This is a genomic window from Bacillus sp. FSL R7-0672, from assembly GCF_038601465.1.
In the GTDB taxonomy this organism is placed as follows: domain Bacteria; phylum Bacillota; class Bacilli; order Bacillales; family Bacillaceae; genus Bacillus; species Bacillus pumilus.
Map to the genome: position 1 here is coordinate 3005416 of NZ_CP152010.1, position 18945 is coordinate 3024360.

The following is an 18945-nucleotide window of genomic DNA, read 5'->3' on the forward strand; positions in this document are numbered from 1 at the left end:
CCCCTGCTCGTTCTCTTTCTTCATCATAAAACATAGGGGAAAAGATGACAACATTACGTATTGGTCAAGAGAACAGCTTCCATATCATTGATATACTCCCTTAAATGATGGGCAATATCACGATTGATTTCACCATTTTCATACAAAGTTTGAATTTCATTTCGAATCGTCTGTACAGCTTGGAAGTTAAGCTCTTTTTTCTTCCGGTCAAACGAACGATCTTTTTGCTGAAAGAAGCTTGGACCGTGTTCACATCGATAAATGACTTGGTTGTAAAAGCCAATCACTTGGTGACACGTTTGTTTATTTTCATCGGTCATATGCTGTTTGATCGAGTCCACAGCAGCCTCTGCCGTTTTCTTACGGATTTGCTTGTACGAGTCTTCGTTTTCTAAAATACCGCTGGAAACGAGCTGATTCGGTCGCCATAATTGGAGCCATTGAAGCAAGCGCAGGAACTTCACTTTTGAAAAACGAATTTTGAAGGAGTTTGAATACAGCATTTCCAGCTCATGAAATCTCTCCTGTAGCTCATAGGCTTCTTCTTTATCTAATTTCTCTTCATCAATTAATTGCTGAAGCTTCATTTGTTCTGCTTTAATTCCATGCAATCTGATTTTTCGTTCCTGTCTTCTCATCCCGAATTGGTACGGCTCACGCTGGATATTACGCAGCTTCATTCGGTAATCATTAATGAGTGCTAGAGACACTTCCCTGTTGTCTTCATTCATTCCTTCTCTTAAGGTTTTAATGGCACTTCTCAGCAGCTTCCGTTTCGCATGCTGAACCTTTGTATCCAAATCCACGGCGATTTGCTTGTCTTTTTTCTCAGATAAAAGAGGCAATAATACACTAGCTAAAATGAGTGTACATAAAATGACGCCTGCTGCGAGGAAAATAATCAAATGCCGCTCGGGGAATGGTGATCCGTCCGCAAGCGTAAATGGTATTGAGAAGGCACCAGCTAAAGTGACAGCACCACGAACACCAGAGAATGTCATCAGCATCGAAGCACGCAGCTTCGGTTTTTTCACATTCTGCTTTTTCGTTACACTCCAGTTACCTGCCCAGAAGAGCCATACCCATAAGAATCTCAGGATCATGAGACATAGCGTGATGATTAAGATGTAACTGATGACCTGCATATTATTAAACGCTTCATCCTGGAAAATCACTGTCGATACATCAGGAATCTGTAATCCAAGAATAACGAAAACAAGTCCGTTTAAAATAAATAAAATAATATTCCAAGTGTTTGATGAAGCAATTTGCAGTTTGGCTAAATTTGCTTCCATTCGATCCTGCTCAATAGCGTGTGTCACACCGCCAGCAACAACGGCTAAAATACCGGATACACCAATTTCTTCAGCTGCTAAATAGATGACAAATGGTGTAAGGATTTGCAGAATGATATGCATCGTGACATCGTCCATTCCTAAACGGCGGAGAAAATAGCGAAAACGAATGATAAAAAAGGATAGAATAAATCCAGTCAATAGACCACCTGCGGCAATTAAGACAAAGCTAAAGGATGCCTCAGCAATTGAAAAAGCGCCAGTTACTGTTGCTGCAATGGCAAATTTAAAGGCAACAAGTCCTGATGCATCGTTCATTAATCCCTCGCCTTCCAGCAATCTCATGATGCCCTTTGGCATGTTCACACGGCTGGAAAGAGCACTGACTGCTACCACATCTGTCGGTGATAAAATCGCTGCAAGCGCAAATGCGGCTGGAAGCGGAATGCTTGGGATCATCCAATGGATGGTATATCCCGCGACAATGACTGTCGCAAATACTAATCCTAGGGCTAACAGAAGAATCGGCGCTCTTAATTTCCACAGCTCGTCCCTTGGGGTACGCTTCCCGTCATTAAATAACAGCGGCGCAATGAATAAAACGAAGAATAGTTCAGGATTTAAAGAAATATGTAAACCTGAAGGAAAAGCTGCCACCAGTATTCCTAAGCCCACTTGAATTAACGGGACTGGAATAAAGGGGACAAAACGATTGATAATATTAGATGATGCAATGAGTGCAAGTAGTACGAGCACTGCCAAAAAAATCTCCACTAGTACGTGTCCCTCCTATTTTAATTTTTTCGTCAAGTTTTGCTTACATGCAAAGATGTGTTCATTTCGAGTTGATTCATCCGTCCGATCATAGGAGCTTCTTTAGTATTCCGCAAAATGTGAAACCAACACATAACAATCCATCTAGGCAAAAAAAGGCTGAATCCAGATATTCAGCCAGCTGACAAAATTTTCATCATATGTATTGTTCCAATGATGAACAAAAAGACCCTGCTTTTATTTTACACGAAAACTCCATTACCTGCTGACATCCAGCTCGTATCAAACACAAAAAAAAGAGCGAAATCGCTCTTTTCTCGTTTTACCCTTTATTTAAAAAATAAGACCTAGCGGGAAGCCGCCATTTGAATAGATAGGAACAAACCCTGCATACGACGAGGATGAGAAACAGCAAATACAAAGCAATCTCTCCTTGTGCTAAACCGAGTCCTACGAGTAAGCCGCCAAGTGCTGCCCAGACTGCGTAAATCTCTGCTTTTAGCACAAGCGGCTTTCGCCCTGCCAATAAATCACGCACAATTCCGCCACCGCTTCCAGTCAGAATGGCTGCCACAATGACCGCACTGAGTGGAAGCTCTCTTTGCACAGCAAATAATGCACCTTGAATCGCAAACGCTGCTAAGCCAATCGCATCCGAGAAATTCCCCCATGTGCTCCAGTGCTTGAGCAAAAGCTTTGGAAAAAGAAACACAATCGTAATGGATACAAGAGCAATGGTAAACATCTTGCCCTGTGACCATAAAGCAGACACCGGAAGACCGATTAATAGATTCCGAATCGCTCCACCGCCAAATGCTGTCACAATCCCTAAAATGTACACACCAAGAATATCGTACTCTTCCTCCATTGCCACTATCGCACCACTAATGGCGAATGCGATAATACCAATGATACTTAAGACTTCCCATGCCATTTTCCGCTTATCTCCTTACATGATCTGATCATCTAACACTACTCCCTTAATGTATATCTGACATAAGCGAAAAGCAATACAAATTTTCTTTAAATTTTATCTTTTTGCAAAAATAAAAAATAGCCCGCTGAAAAGCAGGCTATCTCTCATCTTCTTTTGCATTTAACAGCAGCATACTGATGATGATCAGAATAAATGCAATAAGTGCTAACAGCGGAATGGTGATAAAACCAAACCAGTTCAAATAATCAACAGAACAAGGAATACCGCTGAGGCAAGGGCGAATCGACGCAAAGCCTGGGATCTTTTGTTCCATATAATGATAGATGGAAAAGCCAGCACCGATCACAGCCAAAGGCAGTACGTAATACTTCACTTTGACATCACCCCGGAACGTAGCAATTCCAAGTAAAAGCACGAGCGGGTACATGAAAATGCGTTGGAACCAGCACATATCGCATGGAATAAACTTCTTAATTTCACTTAAATACAGGCTGCTCATCGTCGCAACGATCGAGACAATCCAAGCACTGTACAAGTAAATAAGCTTATTCTTCATGATTTCTTCCCTTTGAGCTCTTGATCAATTAATTCTTTGATTTCATCATAGTCATAGAAGTTTTGAACTTGTTTATTGTTAATCAAAATCGTTGGTGTTGAATTCACTTTGTATTTGTTCACAAGCTGATCGTCTGTGTTCAGCTGCGGCTGATACGTTTTCTTTGATAGGTTATCTTTGAGTTTGTCCGTATCAATTTTTGTTGTCTTTTTCGCTAATTCAGTCAGCTTAGCAGGCGTAACCCATTCTGCTTCACTATCTGGCTGTGCTTGATAGACAGCTTCATGGAATGCCCAGAAGTTTTTTGGATCTTCTTTCCATACTTCTTCAGAAGCTAGTGCTGCTAACACTGCGCCATCTCCATGAACAGGCAGTGGCAAGTTAATAAATGAAAATGATACATCGCCTTTATCTATGTAGTCTGCTTTCAGTTTTGGGAAAATGTCTGTTTCGAATGATTTACATGACGGACATTTGTAGTCCCCAAACTCGACAATTTGCACCGCTGCGTTTTTGTCTCCTATGACAGGCTGTCCTTTAATCGAAGGCTTACTGTCAACTGTTTGTGCTTCTTGGCTGTTCTTGTTTCCAATCACAACAAATATACCGATGAGAAGAGCTGCGATAATGGTTAAAATGACAGCAAATTTAATGGATGAAGATTGATTATTTTTCTTACTCACATAAGCACCTACCTTATCTTTATCATTCCTTTAAAAAAGAAGTTGGATAATAGCTTAGAAAAATGCCATTATCCAACTTCTTCTATTTTAACAAGAGGGGGTCCATTATGAAAGATGGTATTCATGAAATTTTCCTTACAATTTTATTTCATGACCCTCATCGCATTTAAAACAGCGAGTACGGTGACACCGACATCCGAGAAGACCGCTTCCCACATCGTCGCAATTCCGAATGCTCCGAGTAATAGGAAAACGCCTTTGACACCAAGGGCAAATGCGATATTCTGCCATACAATCCTTCTTGTTCGTTTTGCGACAGCGATGGCTTCTGCTACCTTTGATGGCTGGTCCGTCATGATGACGATATCAGCGGCTTCGACAGCTGCATCTGAACCAAGCCCGCCCATTGCAATTCCTATGTCTGCTCTTGCTAATACCGGTGTATCATTAATGCCGTCCCCAACAAATAATAGCTTTTCTTGAGGCGCTTTTTTCTGATCAATTTCTTCTAATTTCGTTACTTTATCCTGAGGTAATAATTCTGCATGTACTTCATCAATGCCAATTTGCTTAGCGACCGCAGTTCCGACTTGCTTAGCATCACCAGTGAGCATGACGGTTTGAATACCAGACGCTTTTAGAGCAGAAACGGCTTCGATTGCATCGTCCTTCAATTCATCTGCGATCAAGATTGATCCGGCAAACTCACCGTTAATTGCCATGTACACAACGGTTCCGCTTCTTTTTTCTTTTTCATACGCAATACCTTCTCGCTCCATCAAGCGGTAATTTCCCGCTAAGACGTGAGAACCGCTGATGGTCGCTTTAATTCCATGTCCCGCGATATCCTCATATGCTTCGATCTGACTTTCATCAAGCGGTGAGCTGTACGCCGCTTTAATCGATTCTGCAATAGGATGAGAGGAATGGGCTTCTGCTAGTGCTGCAAAAGAAAGCAGCTCTTCTTCTGACCACTTGTCACTGGCTGTGACAATATTGGTCACTGTAAAGTTTCCTTTTGTAAGCGTGCCCGTCTTATCAAATACCGCATATTTCACAGAATTCAATGCTTCTAAATAGTTACTGCCTTTGACAAGGATGCCTCGTTTAGACGCTGCCCCAATTCCCCCGAAAAATCCTAATGGAATGGATACAACAAGAGCACAAGGACAAGAGATCACGAGAAAGACAAGTGCCCGGTACACCCAATCAGACAATTGTGCTGATGGAATAAGAAGCGGCGGCACAAAGGCAAGCAATAAGGCGAGCACGACGACAGCCGGTGTATAATATTTCGCAAATTTTGTAATGAAATTTTCTGTCTGCGCTTTTCGGCTGCTTGCATTCTCAACCAAATCTAAAATTTTCGTCACGGCCGATTCGCTTAACTCTTTTTGCACTTCAATTTCAAGTATACCGTTTTGATTCACAAATCCTGCAAGAACTTCTTTTCCCGCTTCTACATCCCGCGGCACCGACTCCCCTGTTAATGCGGATGTATCAACAAGTGAGAAGCCCTCAATAACGAGCCCATCCAGCGGAATTTTTTCACCAGGCTTCACGACAATACGGTCACCGACTTTTACTTCTTCTGGATTCACTTTTTTCGTTTCATTTCCGACTTTTAGATTCGCGTATTCTGGACGTATATTCATTAATTCACTAATTGAACGTCTTGAACGGTTCACTGCCGCCCCTTGGAAGAGCTCTCCAATTTGGTAAAAGAGCATCACTGCCAGTGCCTCTGGATATTGCTGAATAACAAAAGCACCAACTGTTGCAATGGTCATTAAAAAGTTCTCATCAAATACTTGGCCTCGCACGATATTTTTCAGCGCTTTAAAAACCACATCACCGCCGACTAGTAAATATGCTGCGAAGAACATAAGGAACTTTAATATACCATCTTCAGGTATAAAGAAAGCGGCTGTTCCAATGACTGCACCGCCAATTAATTTCAGCACAATCGTTTTTAAATTTTTCGTCCCGTGATCATGATCGTGATGATGACCATCTTCTTTCGGTGATACACTCACATGAGGTTCAATGGACTGAACAGTTTTTTCAATTCGCTTTGACATCGTTTCTTGCTTATCTGCATGCGTCACAGTCAAGGTGCCTGTCGCAAAGTTAACAGAGCAAGCTTCCACTCCATCCATTTTGCTGACACCTGTTTCTATTTTACGTGCACAGTTGCCGCAATCAAGACCGCTTAATACGTATTCATCCTTCATCTTTTTCATGTTCTCACCTTTTTCTATATGATAAGTAACGTTCCCTGGATCGATTCAACCTATTAAAAATTAAAAACTTTATATATGAGCATATATTCATATATTGGATTACCCTTATTATATGAGGATTTCTTATCTTCTGTCAATCATTTATGAAGAAATAATTGGTTTTTTTGTGTCCCATTCTGTCACACGGATTTTCAATAAACCAAGCTCATGCCCACCGCTCTGCGCATAACATAAAAACGATCATTTGCCCTCTGACAGAATAAGATATAGTTTTTCTCTTTACAAAAGAAGGACAGACGCTTAGAATAAAATAAAAGTTTCCCTAAGGAAACAAAATAGCATTAGAGAATCATTTCATCCTTTAGTCAAAATTATTTAATGTATGCATATATCTTTAGGAAGTGCAATGATGATTGAAAGGGGCCGCAAGAGATGCCAAATGCTTTAACAATCGACCGTCTTCATGTCTCATATCATGGGCAGGATGCTTTAGAGAACATCTCTCTTTCCATACAGGAAGGAACGATGACAGGAATCATAGGTCCAAATGGTGCCGGTAAATCGACTTTACTCAAAGCATGTTTAGATTTAATTGAAAAAGACCAAGGGGATATTCGCTTTTTTGAACAGCCCTTTAAACAAGTTAGAAAACAGATCGCCTATGTACCTCAGAGAAATGATCTAGACTGGACGTTTCCTATTCATGTGCTGGATACCGTCCTACTTGGAACATATCCGAAGCTTGGCCTGATCAAACGTCCGAAAAAAGAAGACCGGGCATATGCATACCACTGTTTAGAAAAAGTCGGCATGCAGGACTTTGCCAAAAGACAAATTGGTGAGTTATCCGGCGGTCAACAACAGCGTGTCTTCCTTGCAAGAGCACTTGCGCAAAACGCACAGCTCTTCTGTTTGGATGAACCATTTGTTGGAATTGATATGGCAAGTGAAGAAACAATGATTCGCATTTTGAAGGAATTACGGGATGAAGGAAAAACCATTTTAGTGGTCCATCATGATTTAAGTAAAGCCGATGATTACTTCAGTCATCTCGTTCTGTTAAATAAAAAACTCATCAAAGCGGGACCTGTACACGACATCCTTCGCCCAGAGGTCATGCTGGAGGCATATGAAACGCAGCTACCATTCTTAAAATCAGCAGGAGGAGACGTGTAATGGAATTTTTAACCGGACTCTTTGAATATGCGTTTTTACAAAAAGCGTTATTTACATCCGTGATGGTAGGCATTATTTGCGGGGTCATTGGCTGCTTTATCATTTTACGGGGCATGGCATTGATGGGAGACGCCATATCGCATGCTGTGCTGCCAGGTGTCGCCATCTCTTATATGCTGGGAATTAACTTTTTCTTCGGAGCCGTCTTAACTGGCGTATTAACAGCGATTGGGATCGGATACGTGAGTCAAAACAGCCGCATTAAAAATGACTCTGCGATTGGCATTGTCTTCACCGCTTTTTTCTCAATCGGGATCATTTTGATCACATTTTTGAAAAGTTCCAGTGATTTATATCATATCTTGTTTGGAAACGTTCTAGCTGTTCGATCATCTGATATGTGGATTACGCTTGGCATCGGCATTTTTATCCTGCTGGCCGTTATCGTTTTCTACAAAGAATTGCTCATTAGTTCATTTGATCCGGTGATTTCTTCGGTTTACGGTTTACCGAATCGAATGATCCATTATTTTCTCATGACGTTGTTGACCCTTGTGACCGTTGCTTCATTGCAAACTGTTGGGATTATTCTTGTCGTTGCCATGCTTATTACGCCGGCAGCCACTGCGTATCTCTTAACAGACCGGCTATGGATTATGATTTATTTATCTGCATTTTTCGGGGCAGTTTCTGCCGTCGTCGGACTTGGGCTTAGTTTTACGTATAACTTGTCGTCTGGCGCTTCTATCGTGCTAGTTGCGACCATTTTATTCGGGAGTGCCTTTATCCTTTCACCAAAGCAAGGAATTCTATGGAGATCATTAAGGTCTAAACGAAAACGAACGCAGCTAAAAAAGGAAGCGTCTATGTAAAAGGAGGACATATATGAAGAAGGTATTTGCAATCCGTTTGACCGCAGTATTCATTGCCCTTATGGTCATCACAGGCTGTTCTACAAAACAAAATAATTCCGGCAAAGATGACGGCACATTAAAAGTCGTCACGACATACTCCATTCTTTATGACATTGTGAAGGAAGTAGGCGGAGAGCACGTCTCTATTCACAGCATTGTTCCCATTGGTACAGACCCACATGAATTTGACCCACTGCCAAAGGATGTTCAGCATACAACGGATGCAGACCTTGTTCTATATAATGGTTTAAACCTTGAAACAGGGAATGGCTGGTTTCAAAAGCTGCTCGAATCGAGTGGCAAGGACGGGGATGATGCACCTGTAGCCGAATTAAGTAAAGGCGTCAAAGTAAAGCACTTGTCTTCAAAAGGACTGGAAAGCCAGCAGGACCCCCATGCCTGGCTAAATGTCGAAAATGGGATTCTGTATGCTAAAAATGCCAGAGATGCACTTATTAAAGCGGACCCTGAGCATCAAGAGGATTACGAAAAAAATACAGAAGCCTATATCAAAAAGCTTCAAGCGCTTCATGATGAAGCAAAAGACAAGTTCGACCAGCTGCCAAAAGACAAAAAGCGTCTTGTGACAAGTGAGGGAGCCTTCAAGTATTTTGCAGATGCCTATGGACTGAAGGCAGGCTACATTTGGGAGATTAACACAGAAAATGAAGGAACACCTGGACAAATGAAGCGCATCATTCATTTCGTCAAAGATCATCAAGTGCCTGCGCTCTTTCTTGAAACAAGTGTCGATCAACGCAGCCTTGAAAGCCTATCTGAAGAAACTGGGGTTCCGATTAAAGGAAAAGTATTTACTGACTCCATTGGAAAGAAAGGTGAAGATGGGGACAGCTACTATAAGATGATGAAATGGAATATTGACACCATTTACAAAGGGCTTTCATCATAAGAAAAGGCAGGCGGAGTGATTTCGCCTGTCTTTTTTATTAGCTGGCTATATTTTGCGGGTGTTTTTTCGGCCAGATCACATAGCTGATGCTAATGACGAAATCAATGGCTAAGACCATTCCCCATACTCTCGCTAGCTGCATCAGTGCTTCCGTTCGTTCTGGTGCTTGGATGAGGTAGGATAACCCAATTAGTAGACCGGCTCCGATGACATAAGAGACGAGATGCCGCGTCCAGCCGACTATTTCATACACAGACCGTTCCTTCCCGTACTTTGGTCTTCCCTTCGGCTTAGGGCCTCCTGCAAATCGATAAGCAAACCGGACATCTGCCCATTTCACCATTTGATGTCCAAAAGCGAGGCTCACCCCAATATAAACAGCCGCGAGCCCGTGAATGACACTCGCCACAGCCCCCTGCCTTAAATCCATATACGTCGCTGCAAGAAGAATGAGATCCAAAATCGGTGTACAAATGAGAAAAAAGGCGCCCCACTTTTTCTGTCTAAACACATAACGAAGTGTTAAACCCACCAGAATAAACAGCCAAAATCCAATTTCACATGCCACAATCAATAACCCGATCAATATTCACCACATCCTTTTTAATACAATTGTATTAAATAAAAAGTAACACAACTGTGTTAAAAAAACAATAGCTGTGCTAAAATCAATGTATGCCAAAAATCGTCGATCACCATAAACAAAAACAAAAAGTCGCTCAAGCTGCCATGAGAGTGATTAAACAGAATGGATTGGAGAACGCTTCTGTACGAAAAGTAGCGGTAGAAGCTGGCATTTCAGCGGGCTCTATGCGCCATTATTTCTCCACACAGCAGGAGCTATTTCTTTTCTCTATGACATTGATTCAGGAAAGAGTCAAAGAGCGGATGACAGGACTTCAGCTGAACGGTTCAACGGAAGAAAATGTCCTCGCGTTATTGGAGCAGGTTCTTCCACTTGACGAAGAACGAAGATTTGAAATGGAGGTGTGGCAGGCTTTTACAGTCAAGTCGATGACTGAACCTGATTTACAGCCGCTCAATGCAAAGATGTATGACGAGCTTTTCCAAATGACCCAATATTGTTTAATGAAATTAAAAGAGGATGGGCTCTTGCTTGATCATATCGATCTTTTAGTCGAAACTGAGCGGCTTTATGCGGTCATCAACGGACTTGCATTGAATGGAATCTTGCAGCCTCATCGCTTACCGCCTCAGCTCATACGCTCCGTACTGCAGATGCACCTGCAATCCATCACCAAAAAAGACATGTCTCCCTCATGAGGGAGCATGTCTTTTTTTTAATCTTCCATAAAAATACGTTTTGCTTCGTAGTAGAGCACCTGCACAAATTTCTTCACATTGATACGGGTATGTTCTTCTCTACCGCTCGTCTCTTTTGTTAATTCACTCATTTTCTTTCGCACGATGGTGAAATCAAAGAATTTAGATGCGTAATTTTCAAAGGTCGGATGAGAAAAATCGGTTAACCCAAGTGATGCGATATGTTTCAATGATTGGTTGATCGCACGCCTTACTCGCTGTTCCGCTGCCTTCGCTTCTCTTGCAATGTCTGCCGATGTGTAAGGCTCATTTAATTTTCCCTCGGTGACGCCCGTGAAAATAACCTTTAAAGAAGGAAAGGAATCATGATGATCGGTATGCAGCGCTAAATATTGATCTGTGAAGAGAATCATATCTAATAAATCTTTAGACCCCTTCTCACCGACAATCCCAAGCTCCGCCAGCAAGAACTGACCTGCCTCTGCAAGACTTTTCCCCCGCTGCTTCGTTTTCGTCTGACCGCGCTGCTGAAACTGCATGACGGATTTGAGTGAGTGCTGAATATTTTCAATTGAATGCTCTAAATGAAGCCGCTCAATCATGAGGTGGAGCACACTTAAGACCTCTACACGATTGATTGGCTTTGTCACATAATACTCAACACCAAGCGTATACGCCTGGCCGATTAATTCCTTTGTTTCTACCTGTGACAGCATTAAGTATTTCCCATGAAACTCATCCTTAATAGCTCGAATCGTTTCAAGTCCGTCTCGTTCCGGCATCAATAGATCAATACATAAGATATCAATATGCAAATCATTTAAGTAGCTTGCTGTTAACTCTGCGCCATCCTCTGCTTCCCCCGCGACAATGCCAAGCTCTTCATCTTCAATAAGCTGAGCCAGTGAAGAACGCACGGCTTCATCATCATCCACAATAAAAAATCTCATCTCCCAACCCCCTCTTTTCTACTAACTTGATCCAATGGTATCGTTAACGTGAAAATCGTTTGTTTATTTGGGATACTCCTCATCTCAACACTTCCGCCAAGCTTCTCCGCTGTATCCTTCACATAGGAAAGCCCGATACCGCTTGATGGATTCCCAGCCTGATCGTATTTTAAAGTAAAACCGGGTTTAAAAATCACATGATGATTACGCTCTTTAATGCCAGGCCCGTTGTCACTAATTTGAAAGATCACATGGTTCTCTTTCTGGGAAATAGAGAGAGACACCTCTCCATCCACCGGAATGGCTTCGACAGCATTGGAAACGATATTATTTAACAAAGATAGAATGGTATACACGTGATAGGCGGGATGCTGCCCATCTTCATCATAATGAAAGACAATGTTTTTTTTAAGAGATTCTGCGTAATTTTCATGGATACGAATCACAAGCCCAGCAATATGGGCAGGACTTGCATAAGCCTGGAAATTTTCTTCATGAATCAGCTTTGATAAGGCAGAAAAAATCCGCTGGTTATCCTTTTTGATCTCATGCACCTCTCCTGCAATTTGCAGGGCTGTTTTTCCGAGCTTTTTCAAATCCACTGACTCTGCATCCTTTGCGTGATGCAGAGATTGATACAATTGATAGGATGTCGCTGTAATGTGCTCAGCATGTGCAAGTGTTTTATGAAAGTATGTAGATTCCGTGTAAAGATTAGACAGGAGCATGAGCAGATGTTCCTTTTCCTTTTTCATTTGACGCTCTCTCGCCTGCTCTTCATATAAGCGAATCATTGTATAACAAGCCAACACGAAAAAGCTTCTAAAAATCGCTAAAACGAAAAGTTGAAACAGCGTCCGCATCGTTAAAATTTCATCGATGGTGCCACGAAGTGCAATCATTTCAACAACGCTCGCACATAGCTCCATGATGATACCTGTCGCTCCAATCAGCCAAGGCTGATCGCGGAAACGTCTGACCTTTAATAAATAAAAGAGCGTGCCGTAGACGACGTAATAAAGCAGGGGAGGAAATCTGAATGAAATCGCCTCTTCCAGCGGAAGATGACCTGTGACGGCTGTATCAAGAAGCACGCGAAACGCAAAAACAGAAACCCCTGCAATGATACCGCTTGCCCATGCCGGGAATTTTTTCATTTGAAGCAGGATAAAGAAAAAGACAACGGTTCCAAAGCTGACCCGAAAGCTGTCCTCAAAAGGATAAAATTTAAACTCTCCGCCAATCGGTGTCAGTACAATGAGCATCACAATTAAATAAGGCTCTGTATTTAGCCATTTTTTCAGTAGATTCAAACGCAGTCACATCCCTAATAATTGACGATAGTATACTATGTGGGCTTGAGAAAAACAAACATCCATGAAAAAGCGCACACCGGAACTTTGTCGGTGTGCGCTTCTCATGATGCCGCTTAATCTTCTAAACGATCCTTTTCTAAAAGTGATGCGCCAGCAATACCTGGTTTAGTCATTTCAAAAGGATTCAAGATGACATCAAGCTCTTCCTCTGATAAAACATCATTTTGCAGACAAAGCTCACGTACAGATACGCCTGTAAGAATCGCTTCTCTGGCAATTCGTGCAGCAGCTTCATAACCAATATGCGGATTGACCGCCGTCATGACACCAGCACTTTTTTCTACATATTCTTTTAATCTAGATTCATCTGCTTTTAGGTCACGCAAGCAGTTGTCTACGAAGGACTCAAATACATTTTTCATGATGCTGAGAGATTGAAGCAAGTTGAACACAAGGACTGGTTCCATCACGTTCAGCTCAAGCTGACCAGCCTCTGATGCAAGACAGATCGTGTGGTCATTTCCGATGACTTGGAATGCCACTTGGTTCATGACCTCAGGCATCACTGGGTTGACTTTCCCTGGCATGATGGATGAACCTGGCTGTCTTGGCGGCAAGTGAAGCTCACCAAAGCCTGCTCTTGGACCTGATGCCATCAAGCGAATATCGTTCGCCATTTTGGACATATTCATCATACATACTTTCAGTGCAGCTGATACTTCTGTATAAGCATCCGTATTTTGCGTGGCATCGACTAAGTCTTCAGCTCCAACTAACGGTAATCCGCTAATGTCAGATAGATAGCCAACCACTTGGCGAATATATTTAGGATCAGCATTTAATCCAGTTCCGACTGCTGTTGCTCCCATATTGACTTCATATAAATGCTGTCTAGACTGCTTGATACGTTTAATATCACGAGCAAGAACCTTTGCATAAGCACTAAACTCTTGACCAAGTCTGATTGGAACAGCGTCCTGAAGATGCGTACGTCCCATTTTGATGACATGATCGAATTCTTGCGCTTTTTCTGTCATGACTTGATGCATGTTTTCCATCGTATAAAGTAGTTTTTCAATCATATTCAATGTTGAAATATGAATCGCTGTTGGGAAAACGTCGTTTGTTGATTGCGACATGTTCACATGCGTGTTTGGACTTAGCTCAGTATAAGCACCTTTTTCCTTTCCTAGTAGTTCAAGCGCTCTGTTTGCAATGACTTCATTGGCATTCATATTCATTGAAGTGCCAGCCCCGCCTTGAATTGGATCGACAATAAATTGATTGTTCCATTTTCCTTCAATAACTTCGTCTGCGGCTTGAACAATTTTGTCTCCAAGACCAGAATATAGTCGCTGTGTATCCATATTTGCAAGTGCGGCTGCCTTTTTGACAATCCCTAATGCTTTGATGAGTTCCTCATGAACATGGTAGCCAGTAATTGGAAAGTTCTCTACTGCACGTAATGTTTGAATTCCATAATACGCTTGAGTGTCTACTTCCTTTTCACCTAGAAAGTCTCGTTCGATTCGAACTTGCTTGTCCTGTAGCTTCGTCATTTGAAAAGATCTCCTTTTACGCTGCTTTTGTTTGTTGTTTTAATTCCTCAATATACTTCTTCGATTTCTCTTGATCAAAAACTTTTTCCCACTTAGACATGACAATGGCTGCAAGTGAGTTACCAAATACGTTAACAGTTGTACGAACCATGTCAAGAATACGGTCGATCCCAACGATGAAGGCAAGTCCTTCAAGCGGCAGTCCCATTGCACCAAGTGTTGTGATGACAACAACGATTGATGCACCTGGTACACCAGCCATTCCTTTAGATGTCAGCATCAAGATTAATAGTAACGTAATTTGCTCATAGATGGAAAGTGGCATGCCGTACATTTGTGCAACAAATATGGCGGCAATGGATTGATAGATGGCACTTCCATCTAAGTTAAAGGTGTAGCCTGTTGGGATAACGAACGACGTGATCGCTTTCGGGCAGCCGAACTTCTCCATTTTATCCATTAGTCTAGGCAGTACAGCTTCTGAACTTGCTGTTGAGAATGCAAGAATTATTTCTTCTTTTAGCACTCTAAATAGTGTAAAGACGCTTGTTCCAGCTAATTTTGCGATAATGCCAAGTACGACAATCACGAAGAATGCCATTGTGCCGTAAACGACAAGTACCAGTTTACCTAGCGGGAGAAGCGCTCCGACCCCGAATTTGATCACCGTCACACTGATGAGCGCGAATACACCAAATGGTGCAAACTTCATCACTTTATTGGTCACCCAGAACATGGCTTCTAGTATACCCTCAAAGAACCCTAACACTGGTTTCCCTTTGTCTCCTACTGCGGCTATTCCTAATCCGAATAAGACTGTAAAGAAGATCGTTGGTAATAGATCACCTTCTGCAATGGATTGGAAAACGTTTGTTGGCACTAGATGCACAATCGTTTCAGAGAAACTTGCTTTTTCGGAAGAAGCTTTCGATGTCTCTTCATATTTAGAGATATCGCCTTTTTCCATGTTGCTCATGTCAATTCCTGTACCAGGATGGAAGACGTTTGCTGCAAGCAGTCCTACTGCTAATGCAATCGTTGTGACAATTTCGAAGTAAAGAATCGTTTTCCCACCGAGTCTTCCGATGGTTTTCATATCCCCTACACCAGCTACTGCTACAATCAACGCAGCAATAACAATTGGAAGAACGATCATTTTAATTAAATGGATGAATATATCGCCAATCGGCGTTAACACATTAATAACGGTTTCATTTTGATAAAACAGCGCTCCCACGATAACACCCAGAACAAGCGCAATGAGTATTTGAGAAGCTAAACCTAACTTTTTCATACGTGAACCCCCTTTTTTTGATAACGCTTTCTTTGTTGCTTAATCGCATCTTAACGATGAACCTACAAAAAACGACAAAAAGGAACAAAAAGAAGTGAATTTTTTATGAAAAATCTTTTAAAAGGTGGGTTTTTCCACAAAATTGTTAAAAAAAGACTTCGCTTTTGAGCGAAGTCCTAATGATTTTGTATTTGTTCACTTGGTGTATCTTTTTGTAAATAAGCTCCATCGTATATCGCATATCCAATAAGGACCAGAGCAACGTAGAACAATGCACTAATCGTCCAAATCCATTTGACATTCAGCTTCATTGTGCCACTCCCTCTCTAACCGGTTTCAGTCGCTGCAATCTGAGCGCATTCAATACAACCGACACGGAGCTAAAGGCCATTGCTGCTCCTGCAAGCCATGGCGCAAGAAGTCCTAAAGCAGCTATCGGTATCCCAATACAATTATAAGCAAGCGCCCAAAATAGATTTTGCTTGATGTTTCTCATCGTTTTTCGACTAAATTCAAGCGCATCAGCAATGGCATGGAGGTCTCCTGTCATGAGTGTGATATCTGCTGCTTCCATGGCGACATCTGTCCCTGTTCCAACTGCCATCCCAATATTTGCTGTCGCAAGGGCCGGTGCATCATTGATGCCATCTCCGACCATGGCGACTTTCTTTCCTTGTTCCTGAAGCGCCGCAATGTGAGCAGCCTTTTCCTCAGGCAGAACTTCAGCAATGACATGATCAATGCCCGCCTGTTTCGCAATCGCCTCTGCTGTCATCTTGTTATCACCTGTCATCATCACGACGTGAATCCCTTGCTTTTTCAGACGCTTGATCGCTTGAGGTGAAGATGATTTGATCGTATCTGCGACCGCGACAATGCCGGCGACTTCTCCATCAACGGCAACAAGCATAGCCGTTTTCCCTTGCTGCTCGAGCGTTGTGACGGATGCTTCGACTTGATCATATGGGATATGATGTTTCTGTAATAGCTTACGCGTTCCAATCAAAAGCCTGTGTCCTGCCGCCTTTGCTTCAATTCCATGACCTGGGTCAGCTTGGAAGGCTTCAATCTCGACCACTTCTAGACCTTGTTCCTTCATTCCATCTGTGATCGCTCTGGCAAGCGGGTGTTCCGACTGTTGTTCAGCTGATCCTGCTAACTGTAGGAGCGTATTTTCTGTCCAATTGGCAGACACTATTACATCTGTCAGACTCGGCTCCCCTTTTGTCACAGTCCCTGTTTTATCTAAAACCACCGTATCCAGTGATTGGGTCACTTCTAAATGCTCTCCGCCTTTAAACAGAATGCCGGATTCAGCCGCACGACCGCTACCCGCCATAATAGAGGTTGGTGTAGCAAGACCAAGTGCACAAGGACACGCAATGACGATGACCGCTATAAAGGTTTCAAGTGCTGAAGTCACATTCCCTGGATCAACAAAGAAAAACCATATAAGGAAGGTGAGCACAGCAATTCCTACAACGATGGGTACGAATATCCCTGATATTTGATCGGCCATCCTTTGAATCGGTGCTTTTGAGCCCTGTGCCTGTTCTACGACTTTAATAATCTGTGAAAGGGCGGTCTCTTTTCCAACCTTTGTCGCTTTCACTTTCACAAACCCATTTTTATTGATCGTTGCCCCGATGACCGCATCACCAGCCGTTTTATCAACAGGCAGACTTTCGCCCGTAATCATGGACTCATCAATTGCGGTTGTTCCCTCCACGATCTCTCCATCTACCGGCACTTTCTCTCCCGGTTTGACAAACACAAGATCATTCACTTTCACTTCGGAAATAGGGACGGTCATCTCTTTCCCATCTCGCTCGATGACCGCTTCTTTCGCTTGTAGGCCCATCAGCTTTTGAATCGCTTCTGATGATCTCCCTTTTGCTCTTGCTTCCATTAATTTTCCGAGCACGATCAACGTAATGAGTACAGCACTTGTTTCATAATAGAGGGCTGCCTCATGTGTGCCTTGAACCGCTGACTGAATGCTTTCATATAAACTATAGAAAAACGCAGCTGACGTCCCAAGTGCGACAAGAACATCCATGTTGGCACTTTTATTACGTAACGCTTTATACGCACCTACATAAAAGGGCCAGCCGACAATGAACTGAACGGGCGCTGCTAACGCTAGCTGAACCCAAGGATTCATGAACGCTTCAGGCAGCCAAATAAAAGACGTGAAAGAAAAATGACTGACCATTGCCCAAAGAAGCGGCAGTGACAGAATCATTGAAAATAAAAAGCGTGCCGTTTGCTTCTCTATTGCTACTTGGCGATGATCTTTCTTTCCTTCCTCTGCTTCATCTACAGCTGGTTCAATTAAAGAATACCCAATGGACTGAACCGCTTCCTTTATATCACTTGTAGACGTTTGGCCTGGGTGATACGTGACCTGAAGGGTCTCCAGCGCAAAGTTCACAGATCCGTGATCAACACCATCCATCCGGTTTATTTTTTTCTCGATTCGGTTGGCACACGCTGCACACGTCATTCCCTCTATATCAAATTCCGCTTGCTCCATCACCACATCGTAGCCGAAGGATTGAATTTTTTGCTTGAGATCATCTGGTGTGAGTTGTTCTGCTTCATACACAATATGAGATGTTTCAAGCGCCAAATTCACATTGGCATCCTCCACACCTTCCAGCCTGTTCAATCCTTTTTCGATGCGTCCTGCACAGGCAGCACAGGTCATCCCCGTAATTTGAAAATCAATTTCCTTTTTCATTCATCTCACCTCTTCATATACTCCATAGGGGTATCTTTTTTTGGAAAAAATACGTGCTGTTATGCAGCACGTATGTTCATTTATACGACATCATATCCCTGTTCTTCAATTACATCAGAGATACGGTGTAACGTGACTTGATCTGGGTGAAATGAAACTTCCACCTCTCCTTTGTCTAAATGGACTTTCACAGATTCAACACCTGCTAGTTCTCCTACATTTCCTTCGACTGCTTTCACGCAATGTCCGCAAGACATGCCCTGCACTTGAAGTGTTGCTTGTTCCACTTCTCATCGCCTCCATCAATCATT

General features: G+C 42.5%; 17 protein-coding genes. 4 read left to right on the forward strand and 13 right to left on the reverse strand.

The features are described 5' to 3' along the window. Window positions 1-53: 53 nt before the first annotated feature. From MKY18_RS15360 to MKY18_RS15380, 5 genes are all read right to left on the reverse strand, one after another. On the reverse strand, window positions 54-2069 hold the full coding sequence (locus MKY18_RS15360) for a Na+/H+ antiporter (protein ID WP_003212699.1): 2016 nt from the start codon (window positions 2067-2069) through the stop codon (window positions 54-56). 322 nt (window positions 2070-2391) lie between these two features. Then, window positions 2392-3003 carry a trimeric intracellular cation channel family protein gene (locus MKY18_RS15365; protein ID WP_003212961.1) on the reverse strand — a complete coding sequence of 204 codons (612 nt, stop codon included), beginning with the start codon at window positions 3001-3003 and terminating at the stop codon, window positions 2392-2394. 139 nt (window positions 3004-3142) lie between these two features. Next, window positions 3143-3562 carry a disulfide oxidoreductase gene (locus tag MKY18_RS15370; RefSeq protein ID WP_268454029.1) on the reverse strand — a complete coding sequence of 140 codons (420 nt, stop codon included), beginning with the start codon at window positions 3560-3562 and terminating at the stop codon, window positions 3143-3145. Further along, window positions 3559-4245, reverse strand: coding sequence for a DsbA family protein (locus MKY18_RS15375; RefSeq protein ID WP_058013689.1), 687 nt, complete (start codon window positions 4243-4245; stop codon window positions 3559-3561). Before MKY18_RS15375 ends, MKY18_RS15370 begins: the two co-directional genes overlap by 4 nt. A 143-nt stretch (window positions 4246-4388) precedes the next feature. Next, window positions 4389-6488 carry a heavy metal translocating P-type ATPase gene (locus MKY18_RS15380; protein WP_113768084.1) on the reverse strand — a complete coding sequence of 700 codons (2100 nt, stop codon included), beginning with the start codon at window positions 6486-6488 and terminating at the stop codon, window positions 4389-4391. 432 nt (window positions 6489-6920) lie between these two features. On the opposite strand from MKY18_RS15380, the gene MKY18_RS15385 reads away from it, so the two are divergent. From MKY18_RS15385 to MKY18_RS15395, 3 genes are read left to right on the forward strand one after another with little or no spacing between them, the layout of a single operon-like run. Beyond that, window positions 6921-7664: a metal ABC transporter ATP-binding protein gene (locus MKY18_RS15385; protein ID WP_058013687.1), complete on the forward strand. Its 744-nt coding sequence runs from the start codon at window positions 6921-6923 to the stop codon at window positions 7662-7664. After that, the gene (locus MKY18_RS15390; protein ID WP_044138947.1) at window positions 7664-8536 is read left to right on the forward strand and encodes a metal ABC transporter permease; all 873 of its coding nucleotides are present in this window, start codon (window positions 7664-7666) and stop codon (window positions 8534-8536) included. The genes MKY18_RS15385 and MKY18_RS15390 overlap by 1 nt, the downstream gene beginning before the upstream one ends. 13 nt (window positions 8537-8549) lie before the next feature. After that, complete coding sequence (locus tag MKY18_RS15395; protein WP_113768086.1) at window positions 8550-9488, forward strand: metal ABC transporter substrate-binding protein; 939 nt, start codon at window positions 8550-8552, stop codon at window positions 9486-9488. A gap of 37 nt (window positions 9489-9525) precedes the next feature. Here MKY18_RS15395 and MKY18_RS15400 read toward each other — a convergent pair whose 3' ends face one another. Then, entirely contained in the window at window positions 9526-10074 is a 549-nt protein-coding gene (locus MKY18_RS15400; RefSeq protein ID WP_126740893.1) for a hypothetical protein, read from the reverse strand. Between the two features lie 89 nt (window positions 10075-10163). Here MKY18_RS15400 and MKY18_RS15405 point away from each other — a divergent pair, with 89 nt between their 5' ends. Further along, window positions 10164-10772 (forward strand): TetR/AcrR family transcriptional regulator, encoded by a 609-nt coding sequence (locus MKY18_RS15405; protein ID WP_065098020.1) that lies wholly within the window; start codon window positions 10164-10166, stop codon window positions 10770-10772. Window positions 10773-10789: 17 nt separating this feature from the next. Here MKY18_RS15405 and MKY18_RS15410 read toward each other — a convergent pair whose 3' ends face one another. The 7 genes from MKY18_RS15410 to copZ all read right to left on the reverse strand — a co-directional run bounded on the left by MKY18_RS15410 (window position 10790) and on the right by copZ (window position 18921). Continuing rightward, window positions 10790-11722, reverse strand: a complete 933-nt coding sequence (locus MKY18_RS15410; RefSeq protein WP_342487484.1) for a response regulator — start codon at window positions 11720-11722, stop codon at window positions 10790-10792. Beyond that, entirely contained in the window at window positions 11719-13035 is a 1317-nt protein-coding gene (locus tag MKY18_RS15415; protein WP_065098019.1) for a sensor histidine kinase, read from the reverse strand. The genes MKY18_RS15410 and MKY18_RS15415 overlap by 4 nt, the downstream gene beginning before the upstream one ends. Before the next feature lie 116 nt (window positions 13036-13151). After that, the gene (gene aspA / locus MKY18_RS15420) at window positions 13152-14597 is read right to left on the reverse strand and encodes an aspartate ammonia-lyase (RefSeq protein WP_058013682.1); all 1446 of its coding nucleotides are present in this window, start codon (window positions 14595-14597) and stop codon (window positions 13152-13154) included. Between the two features lie 16 nt (window positions 14598-14613). Further along, window positions 14614-15891 carry a cation:dicarboxylase symporter family transporter gene (locus tag MKY18_RS15425; protein ID WP_003213370.1) on the reverse strand — a complete coding sequence of 426 codons (1278 nt, stop codon included), beginning with the start codon at window positions 15889-15891 and terminating at the stop codon, window positions 14614-14616. A gap of 176 nt (window positions 15892-16067) precedes the next feature. Continuing rightward, window positions 16068-16202 carry a hypothetical protein gene (locus MKY18_RS15430; RefSeq protein ID WP_260564453.1) on the reverse strand — a complete coding sequence of 45 codons (135 nt, stop codon included), beginning with the start codon at window positions 16200-16202 and terminating at the stop codon, window positions 16068-16070. Next, on the reverse strand, window positions 16199-18634 hold the full coding sequence (locus MKY18_RS15435; protein ID WP_342497563.1) for a heavy metal translocating P-type ATPase: 2436 nt from the start codon (window positions 18632-18634) through the stop codon (window positions 16199-16201). Before MKY18_RS15435 ends, MKY18_RS15430 begins: the two co-directional genes overlap by 4 nt. Window positions 18635-18714: 80 nt before the next feature. Beyond that, window positions 18715-18921 carry a copper chaperone CopZ gene (copZ, locus tag MKY18_RS15440; RefSeq protein WP_012011271.1) on the reverse strand — a complete coding sequence of 69 codons (207 nt, stop codon included), beginning with the start codon at window positions 18919-18921 and terminating at the stop codon, window positions 18715-18717. Between the last annotated feature and the right edge of the window lie 24 nt (window positions 18922-18945).

Coding starts and splice junctions, on each gene's coding strand:
- MKY18_RS15370 (WP_268454029.1), bottom strand. CDS start 3,562: ATGAAGAATAAGCTTATTTACTTGTACAGTGCTTGGATTGTCTCGATC.
- MKY18_RS15390 (WP_044138947.1), top strand. CDS start 7,664: ATGGAATTTTTAACCGGACTCTTTGAATATGCGTTTTTACAAAAAGCG.
- MKY18_RS15410 (WP_342487484.1), bottom strand. CDS start 11,722: ATGAGATTTTTTATTGTGGATGATGATGAAGCCGTGCGTTCTTCACTG.
- MKY18_RS15435 (WP_342497563.1), bottom strand. CDS start 18,634: ATGAAAAAGGAAATTGATTTTCAAATTACGGGGATGACCTGTGCTGCC.
- MKY18_RS15385 (WP_058013687.1), top strand. CDS start 6,921: ATGCCAAATGCTTTAACAATCGACCGTCTTCATGTCTCATATCATGGG.
- MKY18_RS15430 (WP_260564453.1), bottom strand. CDS start 16,202: ATGAAGCTGAATGTCAAATGGATTTGGACGATTAGTGCATTGTTCTAC.
- MKY18_RS15405 (WP_065098020.1), top strand. CDS start 10,164: ATGCCAAAAATCGTCGATCACCATAAACAAAAACAAAAAGTCGCTCAA.
- aspA (WP_058013682.1), bottom strand. CDS start 14,597: ATGACGAAGCTACAGGACAAGCAAGTTCGAATCGAACGAGACTTTCTA.
- MKY18_RS15395 (WP_113768086.1), top strand. CDS start 8,550: ATGAAGAAGGTATTTGCAATCCGTTTGACCGCAGTATTCATTGCCCTT.
- MKY18_RS15365 (WP_003212961.1), bottom strand. CDS start 3,003: ATGGCATGGGAAGTCTTAAGTATCATTGGTATTATCGCATTCGCCATT.
- MKY18_RS15425 (WP_003213370.1), bottom strand. CDS start 15,891: ATGAAAAAGTTAGGTTTAGCTTCTCAAATACTCATTGCGCTTGTTCTG.
- MKY18_RS15380 (WP_113768084.1), bottom strand. CDS start 6,488: ATGAAAAAGATGAAGGATGAATACGTATTAAGCGGTCTTGATTGCGGC.